The 13,990-nt window shown below is 68.7% G+C and carries 13 protein-coding genes; 8 read left to right on the top strand and 5 right to left on the bottom strand.

Annotation, left to right across the window (positions count from 1 at the left end):
* The first annotated feature begins 30 nt into the window (after positions 1-30).
* The 7 genes from ACSRUE_RS15095 (at position 31) to ACSRUE_RS15065 (ending at position 7,223) form a co-directional block, all read left to right on the top strand.
* Positions 31-1,620 (top strand): IS1182 family transposase, encoded by a 1,590-nt coding sequence (locus tag ACSRUE_RS15095; RefSeq protein WP_441291590.1) that lies wholly within the window; start codon positions 31-33, stop codon positions 1,618-1,620.
* A gap of 47 nt (positions 1,621-1,667) precedes the next feature.
* Positions 1,668-1,880 carry a hypothetical protein gene (locus ACSRUE_RS15090; RefSeq protein ID WP_441291601.1) on the top strand — a complete coding sequence of 71 codons (213 nt, stop codon included), beginning with the start codon at positions 1,668-1,670 and terminating at the stop codon, positions 1,878-1,880.
* Positions 1,877-2,950, top strand: coding sequence for a hypothetical protein (locus tag ACSRUE_RS15085; RefSeq protein ID WP_441291600.1), 1,074 nt, complete (start codon positions 1,877-1,879; stop codon positions 2,948-2,950). Before ACSRUE_RS15090 ends, ACSRUE_RS15085 begins: the two co-directional genes overlap by 4 nt.
* A gap of 7 nt (positions 2,951-2,957) precedes the next feature.
* Positions 2,958-4,019 carry a hypothetical protein gene (locus ACSRUE_RS15080; RefSeq protein ID WP_441291599.1) on the top strand — a complete coding sequence of 354 codons (1,062 nt, stop codon included), beginning with the start codon at positions 2,958-2,960 and terminating at the stop codon, positions 4,017-4,019.
* Positions 4,020-4,083: 64 nt separating this feature from the next.
* Entirely contained in the window at positions 4,084-4,194 is a 111-nt protein-coding gene (locus tag ACSRUE_RS15075) for a hypothetical protein (protein WP_441291598.1), read from the top strand.
* Positions 4,175-4,651: an NHL domain-containing protein gene (locus ACSRUE_RS15070; protein ID WP_441291597.1), complete on the top strand. Its 477-nt coding sequence runs from the start codon at positions 4,175-4,177 to the stop codon at positions 4,649-4,651. The genes ACSRUE_RS15075 and ACSRUE_RS15070 overlap by 20 nt, the downstream gene beginning before the upstream one ends.
* 949 nt (positions 4,652-5,600) lie before the next feature.
* Positions 5,601-7,223, top strand: a complete 1,623-nt coding sequence (locus ACSRUE_RS15065; protein ID WP_441291596.1) for a tyrosine-type recombinase/integrase — start codon at positions 5,601-5,603, stop codon at positions 7,221-7,223.
* 131 nt (positions 7,224-7,354) lie between these two features.
* Here ACSRUE_RS15065 and ACSRUE_RS15060 read toward each other — a convergent pair whose 3' ends face one another.
* The 5 genes from ACSRUE_RS15060 to ACSRUE_RS15040 form a co-directional block, all read right to left on the bottom strand.
* Entirely contained in the window at positions 7,355-8,242 is an 888-nt protein-coding gene (locus tag ACSRUE_RS15060) for a putative glycoside hydrolase (protein WP_441291595.1), read from the bottom strand.
* Between the two features lie 216 nt (positions 8,243-8,458).
* Positions 8,459-9,625, bottom strand: a complete 1,167-nt coding sequence (locus ACSRUE_RS15055; RefSeq protein ID WP_441291594.1) for an ABC transporter permease — start codon at positions 9,623-9,625, stop codon at positions 8,459-8,461.
* Between the two features lie 50 nt (positions 9,626-9,675).
* A complete protein-coding gene (locus tag ACSRUE_RS15050; RefSeq protein ID WP_012239324.1) occupies positions 9,676-10,842 on the bottom strand; it encodes an ABC transporter permease in 1,167 nt (388 codons plus the stop codon).
* Entirely contained in the window at positions 10,839-11,537 is a 699-nt protein-coding gene (locus ACSRUE_RS15045; RefSeq protein ID WP_441291593.1) for an ABC transporter ATP-binding protein, read from the bottom strand. Before ACSRUE_RS15045 ends, ACSRUE_RS15050 begins: the two co-directional genes overlap by 4 nt.
* Positions 11,534-12,763 carry an efflux RND transporter periplasmic adaptor subunit gene (locus tag ACSRUE_RS15040; protein ID WP_441291592.1) on the bottom strand — a complete coding sequence of 410 codons (1,230 nt, stop codon included), beginning with the start codon at positions 12,761-12,763 and terminating at the stop codon, positions 11,534-11,536. Before ACSRUE_RS15040 ends, ACSRUE_RS15045 begins: the two co-directional genes overlap by 4 nt.
* A gap of 399 nt (positions 12,764-13,162) precedes the next feature.
* Between ACSRUE_RS15040 and ACSRUE_RS15035 the strand changes: the two genes are divergently transcribed.
* Positions 13,163-13,990 (top strand): hypothetical protein, encoded by an 828-nt coding sequence (locus tag ACSRUE_RS15035; protein ID WP_441291591.1) that lies wholly within the window; start codon positions 13,163-13,165, stop codon positions 13,988-13,990.

The raw sequence follows: 13,990 nt of genomic DNA, 5'->3' as shown, positions 1-13,990 counted from the left end.
ATGATCTCGTCCGCATCCGGAGGTGCACGGATGGAACGATGGTTGCCGCCGGTGGAGCTGTCGCGACAGGAACAGGCGCTCATGAAGCGGTTGACCCGGGTGCGAGCCCTGTTCGGCTTTCTCAGGCTGCACCGGCACGAGCTATTCGACGAGACGTTCCAGGAGCAGCTGGAGAGCATGTACCGGACTACGGGCGCAGGTGAGCCGCCGCATCCGCCGGCGCTGATGTGCATGGTCACGCTGCTCCAGGGCTACGTCGGCGCATCGGATGCCGAGGCGGTGGAGCTGTCGCTCGTCGACCTTCGCTGGCAGATGGTGCTCGGCTGCCTGGGGGCGGCCACGCCCGCGTTCTCGCAGGGCGCGCTGCAGGCGTTCCGAGAGCGGATGGTCGAGCATGAGATGGACCGGGTGCTGCTGGAGCGGACCGTGGCGCTCGTTCGGTCCGGCGCGATGACGGAGGGCGAGAGGCGTGCGGTGTCCAAAGCGCTGCGCGTGGCCGTCGATAGCCGCCCTTTAGCGGGAGCCGGGCGGGTTGAGGACACGATCAACCTGCTCGGCCATGCAGCACGCAGCATCGTCCGCGTCGTGTCGAAGATCACGCAGCGCCCGCCCGAGGAGATCTGCCGCAAGGCGGGCATCCCGCTGCTGCTGGGTCCCAGCATCAAGGCCGGGCTCGACCTGGATTGGAGCGACCCGAAACAGAAGGCGGCGGCGATTCAGATCCTGGAACGGCAGGTCTCGTCGCTGCAGCAGTGGGTGGACCGCCATCTGGACGACGTCGTCGAGCAGCCGCTCCGCTTCTACTTGGATGCGGTCACGCAGGTTCGGGACCAAGACTTGGAAATTGCTGAGGATGGGGCCGTTCGCATCCGCCAAGGTGTTGCAGCTGACCGCCGTGTCTCCATTGAGGACGCCGAGATGCGCCACGGTAGAAAGAGCCGCTCGAAGAGGTTCGATGGCTACAAGGAACACATCGCACGCGATCTGGACCTTCCCGTCATCGTCGCCTGTGCGGTCACGCCAGCGAATCGCCCCGAAGAAGAGGGGGCCGCACCGATCGCCGAGGACATCCAGCGTCAGCGGCTGCGCCTCGGCGAGCTCCACATCGATCGCGCCTATGTGAACAGTCCCGTCGTTGGCGACGTGATCCGCGACGGTGGCCAGGTGTTCTCGAAGCCCTGGGGACAGCGTGCTCGCAGCCCCAACCTGTTCAGCAAGCGCGACTTCAAGATCGACCTGCGCACCAAGACGATCACCTGTCCGGCAGGACAGGTCGAGGCATTCGAACCGGGCGACACAGTCCAGTTTGATCCTGAGGAGTGCGGCGCGTGCCCCCTCCGAGCCAGGTGCACCCAAGCCGCCTCGGGACGGGGGCGGACCGTGTCCATCGCGAAGGACGAGGCTTTGCAGCGCAAATTCCGGAAGCTGCAGCAAACGGGGGCAGGTCGCGCCGTGCTCCGCCAGCGGGTGGCTGTGGAGCATGCGCTCGCCCACATCGCGGCACGGAAGGGCCACACTGCACGCTACATCGGCGCCAGGAGAAATCTGTTCGACCTCCGGCGCGCAGCAGCGATCCAGAATCTAGAGGCGGCCCAACGTCTGATGCAGCAGGCAGCGTAACCTGCCGTAATTAAATGGTTTTCAATGTGTTTGTCGCTCTAGACGATGTGTTCAAGCAGTTGTCGAACGGGATGGAGGGGCTACGGAACAAGGGGGTCGCGGGGGATGTCGAGCAGGTCGAGCTCATCATGACGCGCGGTGCGAAATTCAAGCCGAAAGATACCTATGCCGTCAAGGATGGGTACCTCTTCAACACGAAGACGCGCAAGAAGGTGACCCTGAAAGGATTCAATCACCCCATCAAGGTGACCCAGCTATGAGCGAATCAGGACCGTCGTTCTTCGCCTGGTGTGACGCGGCAGAGACGCTCGACGCGTTCCTAGCGGCGCTGCCGGCGCTCATGCATCCAGGGACTCGTATCAGCATGATGACGGACGATGGTCTATTCTACACGACCTCCATGGACGAGGCGGTTGCGATGATCCGCGCCGAGTTTGCCGCAGGTCCTTCCGCTGGAGCAGGCCTCGACGTCATGCTGACCGGCTCCAAACGTATCTTCGGCTGCAGCTGCCACTGTTACACCGAAGAGGCCGGCCGTGACATTTCGGCCGGCCTCATCCATATGACCACGTGCGACCAGCGTAGGTTTCTCTGCTCTTACCTCGAGCTCGCCTGGGGCAGGGGCCCGCGCTCGATCGAGGCCGAGGCCGCGGTCGCGTGGCACCTGCTCCGGGACGACCTCGAGGACCTCCTGCTCCGCCTCTGCGCGCCGGACGCGAGCGGCCGCGTCCGCACCGGCGCGTGCACGAACGGGGGAGACTGGATCGCACCCGTCCGCATGTGCGCGACGTACAACGCGGACGCGCGGGACATCGCGCGCGATCTCGCCGTGTCGTGGCTACAGCGCCACGACAAGGAGATGGTATCGCGCAACGCGGGCCTGTCCCTGGAAGCGCTCCGCGGGCGGGTGGAAGCCGCGCCGGCTGGGGCGCGCGTCCCGCTCAAGGGCGGCAGCGAGCGCGCGCACGCACTCTCCCGCGAGACCGTCCTCAAGGCGCTGGCAACGCCGCCCGCCACCCTGCTGGAGGCGCTCGAGGCCGCGGCGGCGCCCGACGAGGCGTGGCGCGCCGCCGAGCCGCGCGCGAGAGAGATCCTGGCGCTGACGAGCCAGATCGCGGAGACGGGCGAAGGCCCGCCCACGTGGCCGGTGCACACGGACACGCGTGCCCACGTCCGCTTCCTCCGAAAGCACGCGCCTTTTCACGTGCGCCGCCTCGCGGGCGGCGGCGTGATCCTGGCGACCCACCCGTTCCGCTCGCTCTGGCCGCTCTGGGTCGACGCGCTCTTCTCGCTCGGCCTGATCCCTGACCCAGCAACCTCACGAGGGTGATCCAAGGATGAAACCAGGGCCGTATTTCTTCGCGTGGTGTGACGAGACAGAGCGGGGCGACGCGTTCGCGGCGGCGTTGCCGGCTCTCGTTGCACAAGGGAGTTATATCCGCGTGAGGATGGGCTCCGACGTGGATCGCTCGGTGAACTTCGTGGACGAGGCGGTCGCGATGATCCGCGCCCACTTCGGACGCACCGACGCCGAGACCTACTTCGCCATGGAGCTCGACGACCGACGCACGTTCTATGGCCACTATCGCTGCTTCACGGGCAAGAGCGAACGTCTCAAGCCACGGGGCCCCATCCACATGGTCCCTGCCAGCGCGGCGGACATTCTCCCGCTGGAATTGTATCCCGCCCTGGGCAGCGGCCCGCGCTCCGTGGAGGCGGAAGCCGAGCTCGCGTGGCACATCGTGCTGGATGACCTTGAGGACCTGCTGCTCCGCGTCTGCGCGTCGGACGCGACCGGGCGCGTCTCGACCGGCGGCTGCACGAGCGCGTGGACCTGGCTCGCGCCGGTCTCGATGTGCGCGACGTACCACGCGAACGCCGGCGAGATCGCGCGCGATCTCGCCCTGTCGTGGGTCAGCCTCCACGACGGCGAAAGCGTCTCGCGGATCGCGGGCCTACCGGCGGAGGCGCTCCGCGCGCGGGTGGAAGCCGCGCCGGCCGGGGCGCGCGTGGTTCCGACGGACAAGAGTGGGCGCTTGATCCCGCTCTCCCGCGAGACCGTCCTCAAGGCGCTGGGCCTGCCGGGCTCCGCCCTGATCGAGGCGCTCATCGCCGCGGCGGACGTGCCCGACGAGGCGTGGCGCGCCGCGGAGCCACGCGCCGAGGAGATCCACAACCTGACGGTGCAGGCCCGGGCGCGTGGTGAGGGGTTCACCCGCGGCGGCGGGTCCCTCGCCTGGGTGGAATTGACGGGCGAGCACGTCTACTTCCTGGTGGATCACGCCCGGTTCCACGTCCGGCGCCTCCCGAACGGTGGCATCTTGCTGGCGACCCACCCCTACCGCACGCTCTGGCCGCTCTGGTCGGATGCCCTGTTCGCGCTCGGCCTGATGCCCTAACGATCCCGCCCAGCCGCCGCGGCGTGCCCGCCTCGCTCGTGCGCATCGATATGCTCCCTCGGGCGTGGCCGCGGCGACGGACGGCAGCATTTACGTCGCCGATACGTTCCACCACCGGGTGCACCGCGTGGGCACAGACGGCGTGATTGAGGCCCGTGGCCGGCACAGGCAATGAGGGGGATCGCGGCGACGGCGGGCCTGCGGTCGCCGCCAAGCTCGACGTGCCGCGCGGGCTCGCGCTCGGGCCTGATGGCCGCCTTCGCATTGCCGAGCAGGGCGGCAATCGCGTGCGGCGGGGTACACCCGACGGGACGATCGCGACCGTGGCCGGTACCGGCGCGGCCGGGTACAGCGGGGACGGCGGCCCCGCCACGCTGGCTACATCGACGAGTCCGTTCAGCATCGCGGTGGGGCTCGACGGCAGCGTCTACATCGCCGATAGGGGCAATCACAGCGTCCGTCGTGTGGCGCCCGACGGCATCATTGACACGGTGGTCGGCACGGGGGCGCGGGGCTTAGGAGGCGACGGCGGAAGGGCCGAACCCGCTCGCCCGGTGCGCGTGGGTCGCGTTCTGCGCGGTGTGTGCCTACCTTGGCGCCCCCCTCGGTGTCACCTCCGCACGCATCGCTGAGGGGGCGCGCAGAACTACCAAATCGCGCCCTTCGTTTTCCCCCTTTTTCGGCCCCTCAGCGGCGCTTCCAAAAACACCTAACCCCGCGACATCGCTTGACGTTCTTTCCGGGCGCGTACACCGGTAGTTCGTCGCGAACTACCGAGAGCGCAGAACTACCGTTTCGGGCACCTTCCGGCGGCGTCGGTCACGGTTGCGAACGAACCCAACACGGATGGAGGTACATCATGACACGAGCGGCTCTCGCCCGTGTATCGGCACCCCTTGCTCTTCGTCAGGCGGACAACGGCACGCGCGTGGTCGAGAGGACATTCCCGGGCGTGCCAGCCCGAAGATCGTGCCCCCCGAGGGGGCTTGCCCAGCCCACCACGGCAACGGCGACGCTCGCGATCCCGCTGGAGGGGCTCACACTCACAGCGCCGCAGCCGGAGACGCTCTCGCAGAAGAATGTCGAGTCGGTCACCGGGATCCCGGCACGCGTCTACCTCGACACGATTCGCGGACCGGGCTTCCCGCTCCCGGTCACGAGGCTTGGCAAGCTGCGCCTCGTCCAGCGCGAAGCGTTCGTCGCCTACCTCCAGGCGCTGGCTGGTGACCCAGCATCGCGCCGTGACACAGAGGTGGATGAGCGAACGCGGGTTGCCGCCGTGCTGGCCTCTGCCGGCCTCGAATCTGTCCCATGTCCGCGCACCGGCCGGGCGAGCGATCCTCGCGCAGGAACAAGCCGTGCTAGGCTGCCGCCAAAGTAGAGCGGGCCCGGTCGGCGCAGCGAACGCCGGACGGGCCCTTGATCGAGCCCCGCATCACCGGAGACCGACCCATGACTGACGTACCCCACCGACGGGCGCGCGCCAAGCGCTCGGCGTCGTCGCCCACCACATCCCTCCCTGCACCGGCGTCGACCGATCGGCGTTTGCGTTCGAGCCGCTCCGCCGGACGTGCCACTCCGGTGGAGGAAGCAGCGGCGGCCGCCGCAGACTCGCCGGGCTCGGCGAGCACGACGGAGCACCCGAAGCTGGCGACTCGCGCACCCGGCAGGCCCGCAGGAGACAAGCGCGCCAACGGCTCCGGGTCCGTCCGGCTGCGCGGGAAGACGTGGACCGCGCGCCTCAGCCTCGGCGAGGCCGGTCGATCCACGTTCAGTTTGCCGACGTGCCGGACCAAGCAGGAAGCCAACGCGCGCCTGGAGGTGCTGTCCGAGCTCGCCGGGCGCCTGCTCGCGGCCGGCCAGATCGTGCTCGGCTTGCCGCTGCTGGAGCGCGCTGCTGCGCGCGAGGGCAGCGCGCTCCGCGACGTCCGGCTTGCCATCGAACAGCTCTGCAGGGGCGAAGCGCGTGCTCGCGCGTCCGGGGAAACAACCTTCGCCGAGTTCGCCGAATTGGTTGTTTCTGGAAGGCTCGCCGAGCAATACCCACTGCATGTGAAAGCGCTTCGCCATCCGGAGCAATACCGGCATAAGCTCAATCATGTTCTGGGGGTACTCGGCCCCGTTCCTCTCTCTCGTTTGACGCTCGACCATGCGGATCGAGCGATCTCCATGCTGCCAGGACATCTTGAGGACTCCTCGCGTCAAGGAGTCGCAAAGGTCATTCATCGGATACTCGCGCTCGCGACCTATCCGGCGCGCATCATCGCCAGCAATCCGCTGCCGCGTGGATGGATCCCCAAGGCGGAGGACAACAAGGCCAAAGGCTCCCTCTATCCCGACGAGGATAGGCGCCTCATGGCGGCGGTAAATATTCCGCTGTCTTATCGGATCTATTATGGCTTCCTGATTCGCGAGGGAATGCGGGCAGACGAGGCCGGAAGGCTGGAGCCGTCCGACCTGGATCTCGATCGCGGCGCCGTGGTGCTCGACGAGAACAAGACGGATGACCCTCGCGCGTGGGCACTCTCACCCGACGTCGTGCGGGCGCTTCGGACCTATTTCGCTATATGTCCCCCGAAGGAGCGTGTCTTCGTTGGGCCGAGCGGGCCTCTGCCGGGGCGCAGTGGGGCGCACAACTTTCGAAATCACCTGCGCCGTGCTGGCATTGATCGGCCCGAGTTGTTCGAGACCACGCAATCAAGGCTGAATATACGCTTGCACGACACCCGCGCGACCTTTATCACGATCAAGCTCGCGAACGGCCGCACCGAGACGTGGATCTCCGATCGGACCGGGCATAAGTCGAGCCGTCAGATCCACCACTACAAGCGCGCGGCACGCAAGGTCGCTGAGCTCGGCTTGGGAGACTTCGCTCCTCTGGACGAGGCGATCCCCGAGCTGAACGGCAAGGGCGGCCGTTTAGGCGGAAGTGATCCCATGTCCGCGGGCCCGGAGGCGGGCTCGCCGTCGCCGAGCAACGGCGCGTCCCTCGTCCGCGCGCTGCACCACCGAGCGCCGGGCGAGGTCGTTGACCACGCCGGCCAGCCCGCAGCGGGCGCCCCGGTGGCTGCAGGCGCCCCGTTGGGCCCGCGTTGGGCCACACCGGCGAGCTGCCCGACCGCGAATCAGACAGAACAGATTGAAATTATTGATATTTCGTCCGCGTCCAGCGCATCGTCGCAGAAATCCTGGCGGGATTTCTGACCCGCGGTACTAGCCCGTCCGGTCAGGCGGCGGCGTGCGGGCAGCAGCGCGGCATGGCAAGCGCTCTCGCCGCGGCAAAGCCGCCGGATGGCCCCGCTGCGGGCGTGGCGAGAGCGGTTGCGGCCGCGCTCTCACACCGTGTCCCGCGGCGCGCCGACGAACGCGCTCTCGTCGTAGTGGCTCCTGGGGTTCCACGCCGCGTAGCCCGCGCAGCCGGCGTCGTCGTTCGCGCGGATCTGCTCCTGGATGTGCCACGGCGTGTACTCGTACCGCTGCATGGGGCGCGAGCTGTCCAGATCGAACGCCTGGATCCAGCTGCGCAGCAGCCCGATGCGCCCGGGAAGCGCTGCCACCCTGCGCCAGCCGGCCGAGAGCGAGGCATACAGGGTCTCGTAGGGGTGATGCGCAGGGTTCGCGAACCCGAAGCTGCCAGGGCCCCAGTGCGATGGGTACGGCATCGGCATCACGTAGTCGAAGAGCTCCACGGCGTCCTCCAGCCGCTGGCCTATCCCGTCCTGCGGCCCGAGCAGCGTGAACCCGAAGACATCCGCGGAGATCGGGCGAGACGCCGCATTGCCGACCTCCGCGCGGAGGAACTCGAAGAAAGCGCGGATCGTCGGCGCCCTCTCCTCGATCGGCGTCCGCGACCGCGGCTCGCGCGCGGCGCCATAACGCACATAATCGTAGTTCACCTCGTCGAAGCCGGCGTCGTACGCCCGGAGCGAGATCTCCGCGATCTCGTGCCATCGCGGCTCCGAGCCCGGGTCGTGCCAGCCCCGCGGGCCGCCCTTGAACGCGACGAGCCGGGCGATGAGGTAGATACCGGCGTCGCGGAGGGCGCCCAGCTGGGCCCTGGTCACCTCGTCACGCTCGAAGAGGAGCGCGCCCCCCTCCGACCGGATATCGATCACCAGGGAGTTCAGCTCTGTCCGCTGGACCAGGGAGGAGAGCCGATTCAGCCGCTCCACGTTCCTCCCCGCCGCGAAGTTCACGTAAATCGCCTTGGTGATCGTGGGCATGCTGTTCCCCCCCGGCGAGGGGAGAGCACGTCCCCGGCCAAGGGAGCGCCGGGCGCGCCGGAACACCTTTCGCAGCCCTTTTCAGCGGGGAAATTGAACAGGGAGGCGGGGAGACAGGGAGTATTTGAAGATTTACCTCCCCGTCTCGCCGCCTCCCTGTGAACTTTCCGAAGAATTTGCGGGGGATGCCTCAGGCGCCGCCCCCCTCGCCCCGGGTCACCCCCGCATCGCCTGGATCGGGCTGATCCGCGCAGCGCGGAGCGCCGGGAAAAACCCGCCGAGCAGGCCCATCACCGCCGCGATCGCCACCGACGTCAGCAGGATCCCGGGCGTCGGCTCGAACGTGAACACGACCTCCGACCAGCTCGCGAAATTGACGGTCGAGAAGCGCACGAACCTCATCCCGAGCGCGGCGAGCACGCCGAGCGCCCCGCCCGCCAGCGCGAGGAGGACCGACTCGATGAGGAACGACACGAGGATGCTGAACCGCGAGAAGCCGAGCGCCCGCAGCGTGCCTATCTCGCGCTGCCGGTTGGCGATCGACGAGTGCATCGTGATCATCGCGCCGATCATCGCGCCGATCGAGAAGAACACCGCGATGAGCACGCCCATCACCTTGATGAACATGCTCGTCCCCTCGGACTGCTTCTCGTAATAGACGCTCTCGCGCATCACCTCGAGCCCGAGGTTCCGGTTCTGCTCGATCGACGCCTCGAACGCGTCGAACTTGCTGGCCGAGGCGAGCCGCGCCCGCACCGCGGAGACGCCCCCCTCGCGGCCGAACGCCGAGCGCGTCGTGTGCAGGTCGGCCCAGACCTCGGACTCCGACGAGGAGCCGCCGTCCTCGAACACCCCCACGACCTTCACCGGCCGGTTCTTTCGCAGCTCGAACGACTCGCCGATCGACAGGCCCTTGAAGCGGCCCACGATCGCCTTGCCCACGATCACCTCGTCCGTGCCCGGCTGCGCCGGCCGGCCCTCGATGATCTTCACCTGCGAGCGGAACGCGAGCACGTCGTCGGGCACCCCGCGCACCTGCACGTTGGAGATGCCTTCCGTGCCGAGCTTCTCGAGGAGGATGACCGCCACCACCTCCCCCACCCCGTCCGGCTTGCCGTCCTGCCGCTTCGCGACCTCGGCGCTCGCGAGGATCACGCCGATCTGCTGCTCCTCGATGCTGCTCACCATCTCGGCGTCGGAGCCCTTCCGCATCACGATCGCGACGTCGTCGCGCGCGGTGCGCCCCAGGGTGCGCTCCACGCTGTTCGCGAGCATCAGCACCGACGCGAACACGAACACCACGAGGCCGAGACCGGACGCCGTCGCGAGGGTCGTCGTCTTGCGCACCACCAGATTTCGAACGTTGTAGGCGACGGGGATCATGAGCGCTCTCTCCCGCTTTCAGGGTGTCGAAGACAGGCTGCGTGGGTCGCTCACGCCACGCGCCGGAGCGCGTCGGTGACCGAGAGTTTCGATGCGTTGTACGCCGGGATGAGCGACGCGACGAGCGACAGCCCCATCGAGAGCAGCACCGCCATGACCATCGTCGAAGGCTCGATCCGGAAATAGGGGAACCAGGCGCCCATGTCCTCCTCCAGCCACCGGCCCAGCCCGAGCTCGACGATCGGATACGAGACCACGAGCCCGAGCAACCCGGCCAGAAGCCCGATGGTCGCCGCCTCCCCGATGATGAAGATCCTCACGTGCTTCGGCTCGAACCCGAGCGCGCGCAGCACGCCGTACTCCCGCGTCCGCTCCCGGACGCCCATGGCGATAGTGTTGCCGAGGATCATCATCATGATGAGAAGGATGATGATGGACACGACGTTGAGCGCCGTCAGCACGGCCGACATCATCGCCATGAACGACAGGTTCATCGCCCGCTCGCTCATCGTCGCCGTCTGGACGTCCCTCTCGTCGAAGATCTTGTCGATCGCCGCGCTGATGTCCGCGCTCCGCGAGGGGTCGTCGATCCGGGCGGTCATCCAGCCGATCTGGTCGCGCTGCCGCTCGGGGAGCGACTCGTTCAGGTAGTCGTAGTGGAAGATGAACTGCGACCTGTCGATCGACTTGCGCGTCGCCGTGTAGATCCCCGAGACGTTGAACTGCCAGTTTCCGGGGTAGATCGTCCCCTCCAGCGTCACCGTGTCGCCCGGCTTCACCTTGAGCCGGGTCGCGAGGACGTCGCCCACGATGGCGCCCTTCCTGTCGCCCAGCCACCGCTCCATGTCCTCGGGCGAGACGACCATCTCGTCGTAGACCTTGAAGAAGGTCTTCGACTCGACGGCCATCGAGGCGAAGAAGTTGTTGGCGTCGCGCGGGTCCTTGGCGCCGAACCAGCTCATGAAGGACCCCTCCGTCACGCCGGGGACCTCGCGGACCGTGTCCATGTAGCGCTTCGGCAAGGGGAGGATGAACGAGATCTTGTGCCGCGTCGCGATCCGGTCCTTCGCCGCGTGGTCGGCGGCGACGTTCCACGCCGAGAGCACCGTCCGGAGGAGCACGAACGCGAGCACCGCCACCACCGCGCCGATCACGGTCAGCAGCGTCCTGAACTTGTTGCGGAGGACGTTCCTGGCGGCGACGGAGACGAGGTTCATGACAGGTTCCCCTTGTCGAGCCGGCGCGTCACCGTCGCGCGCTCGGCGGCCTGCGGATCGTGCGTGACCATCAGGATGGTCTTCTTGAACTCCTTGTTGAGCTTCTCCAGGAGGGCCAGGATCTCGTCGGCGCTCTTGCGATCGAGATCGCCGGTCGGCTCGTCCGCCACGATGATCGTCGGGTCGTTCACGATCGCCCGCGCGATCGCGACCCGCTGCTCCTGGCCGCCGGAGAGCTGCCGGGGATAGTGGCCCATCCGCTCCTCGAGCCCGACGACGCGCAGGGCCGTCTGCGCGCGCTTCCGCCGCTCGGACGATGACAGGTTCGTGAGCAGGAGCGGCAGCTCGACGTTCTCGACCGCGGTGAGCACCGGCATCAGGTTGTAGGCCTGGAAGATGAAGCCCATCGTCCTGGAGCGGAAGCGCGCCAGCTCGCCGTCGCTCATCCGCGTGAGGTCCTGCCCCGCCACGCGCGCCGAGCCGCGCGTCGGGCGATCGAGCCCGGCGATCAGGTTCAGCAGCGTCGACTTGCCCGAGCCCGAGGGCCCCATCAGCGCCTCGTACGACCCCTCAGGGATGTCGAGCGTGATGTTGTCGAGCACCACGATCGGCTCCTTGTCGCGGAAATAGCTCTTGCCGACCCCCTGCAGCTCGACAATGGGCTTCGGCTTCCCGTCGCGATACCCCTCGGTCATTCGCTCCCCTTTTCCTTCTCTTTGATCTTCTGACCGTCCGCGAGCTCGGGGGACGGCCTCGCCACGAGGCGCGCCCCCGGGGCCGGGCCGTCGAGCAGCTCCAGCCCGCCGGGCGCGGGGCCGCCCACCTTGATGGCCACCATCTTCACCTGGCCCTCGTTGACCACGAACACCACCTTGGCGCCGCCCCGCTCGACCACCGCGGCCTCCGGGACGACCCGCTTCGGCGGCTCCTTCATCGCCTCCTCGGACAGCGCCTCGGCGAGGAAGCTCACCCGCGCGCTCATCTCCGGCAGCGCCTCCTTCGGCTCGCCGATGAACTTCACCTTCACCGGGATGGTCGCCTTGGCGCGGTTCACCCGCTTGCCGATCTCGAGCGTCGTGCAGCGGTGTCGCTTCGAGGGATACGCGTCGAGGACCACCTCGCACGGCTTGCCGGGCTCGACGAGGTAGAGGCGCGTCTCCGGGACATCGGTCTCGACGACGAGCGACGTGAAATCGGCGATCTCGACGAGGTGCGGCAGCTCGAGGCCGACGACCTCACCCACCTCCGGCGGCTTCGACATGATCGTGCCGCCGATCGGCGCGACGATCTTCCGGTCGGCCAGCGTGACCCGGAGGCTCTCGACGTCGGCCGCAGCGGCCTTCACCTCGGCGTCAGCCGCCGCCGCCGACTGGGTGAGCGAGTGCATGCGCGCGGTGAGGTCCTCCATCGAGGCGCGGCCGGTCACCTGGCGCTCGACCAGCAGCCGCTCCCGCGCGAGCTGCTGCTCCACCTCGCCGATGCTCGCCCGGGAGGCCGAGGCGCGCGCCCGCGCCGCCGCGACCTTGGCCTGGGCCGCGGCCACGAGGCTCTTCTGGTCGGCGTCGTCGAGCTCCACGAGCAGGTCACCCTGCTTCACCACGTCGCCTTCCTTGACGTGCACCCGCGCGATGCGGCCGGGGAACTTGGCCCCGACCTTGGACACCACCTGCGGGACCACGTACCCGGTCGACGTCACGGAGATCGACGCCTGCGCCGGCGAGACCAGCGCGACCTCCGTGGTGGTGATCTCGGTCTTGAAGAGCGCGCTCTGCGCCTTCGGCACGGCGAACGCGGCGGCGCCGGCGACCGCCGCGAGCACGACCGCGGCGACGAGGACGGTGCGGAGCGGGCTCCGTCGATCGGGATCGACGTCCCGCTGGATCCGCAGCGAGGCGAGATCCGAGCTGAGCTGGTCGGACACGGCGTCTCCTTAACACGCTTCCGGCATCGCGTTGAACTTCTATCGCCCATTTCTGACGCGCGGCGCCACCCGCGCCCGACACGCAGGACGCGGCCTCGCGCCCGGCCCTGGAGCGGCGCTTGCCTCATATCGAAATCGCCTCCCGCCGTGGCAATCCGCCCGTCCAGACCGCAATGCGCCGCGCGGCTGTGCCCCTGCGCCTCACCCGTGGCAGTGCGCTCCCTGGCGTGCAGCGGCGCTCGGATTGGCGCCTGCGGCGCTGTGCGCCGCTGTCTGTGTCGACGCGGGGCGCGGGGCCGCGGTGCGGCTATGGTGCGAGATGCGCGCCTTGCGCTCCCGGGGCTCCCGAGGCCAACACCCCGTCTCGACGCCCCGACGCCGCACGTCTACGCTGTCACGATGGGTTTCGTCGCGAGCCTTTTCATCGTCTACGGGGTCGCCGGGGTGGTGCTGGGTGTCGCGGTCGCCATCGCGATCGGGCGCTGCCTCCACCACCGGCGGCGCTCGCAGATCGCCGCGTATGCGCGGAGCCCGTCGGCCTCACCCGGCGCGATACGCGAGGGGTTTGCGCTCCTGCGCGGCGAGGTGAGCGCGGAGGACGCCGCGCCGGGAGACGCGGTGATCGCGATCGAGATCCCGTGCGGCGGCCAGGCCAGCGCAGCGCCGAGCCCGTGGCAGACGCGGGCGCGCGCGTTCTCGCTCCGGCTGGCCTCGGGCGCCACCGTGCGGGTCGAGCCGGCGAGCAGCAGGCTGACCCTGGATACCACCTTCGTCCCAACGAGGCGTGGCGGCGCGCCCGCCTACGTGTCCGAGGTCCGCCCCGGCGACACGATCTACATCGCGGGCTCGGTGCGCCGCGAGATCGACGCGAGCGCCGCCGGCAAGGGCTACCGCGACGCCGCGCGGGCCTGGGTGCTCCGGGCGCCCGCGCACGGCAGCCTCTGCGTCGCTTCGGAGACGGTCATCGCTCACCACGCCCAGCGCGCGCGGTTCCACCGCTCCTGGGCGCTCGCGCTCGGCGGGGCGCTCGCGGCGCTTCACCTCGGCCTGTTCCGCGCGTTCCACGCGAGCATGCTCGGCGCCGTCGATTCGGCCGGGAGCATCGACATCGGCCCGGCCGCGCTCGCGCTCTTCTTCGTCGGCGCCGCGGCGCTCACCTACCGCACCCTGGCCGAGCAGACCTCTCCGTGGATCGAGCTCCGCGTGGATCGCTCCAGGCCGGCCTAG

It is taken from the genome of Sorangium sp. KYC3313 (genome assembly GCF_052075895.1).
Lineage (GTDB): Bacteria > Myxococcota_A > Polyangia > Polyangiales > Polyangiaceae > Sorangium > Sorangium cellulosum_B.
The sequence above is the reverse complement of the archived record's forward strand: the minus strand, read 5'-3'. Positions and strand labels throughout refer to the sequence as shown.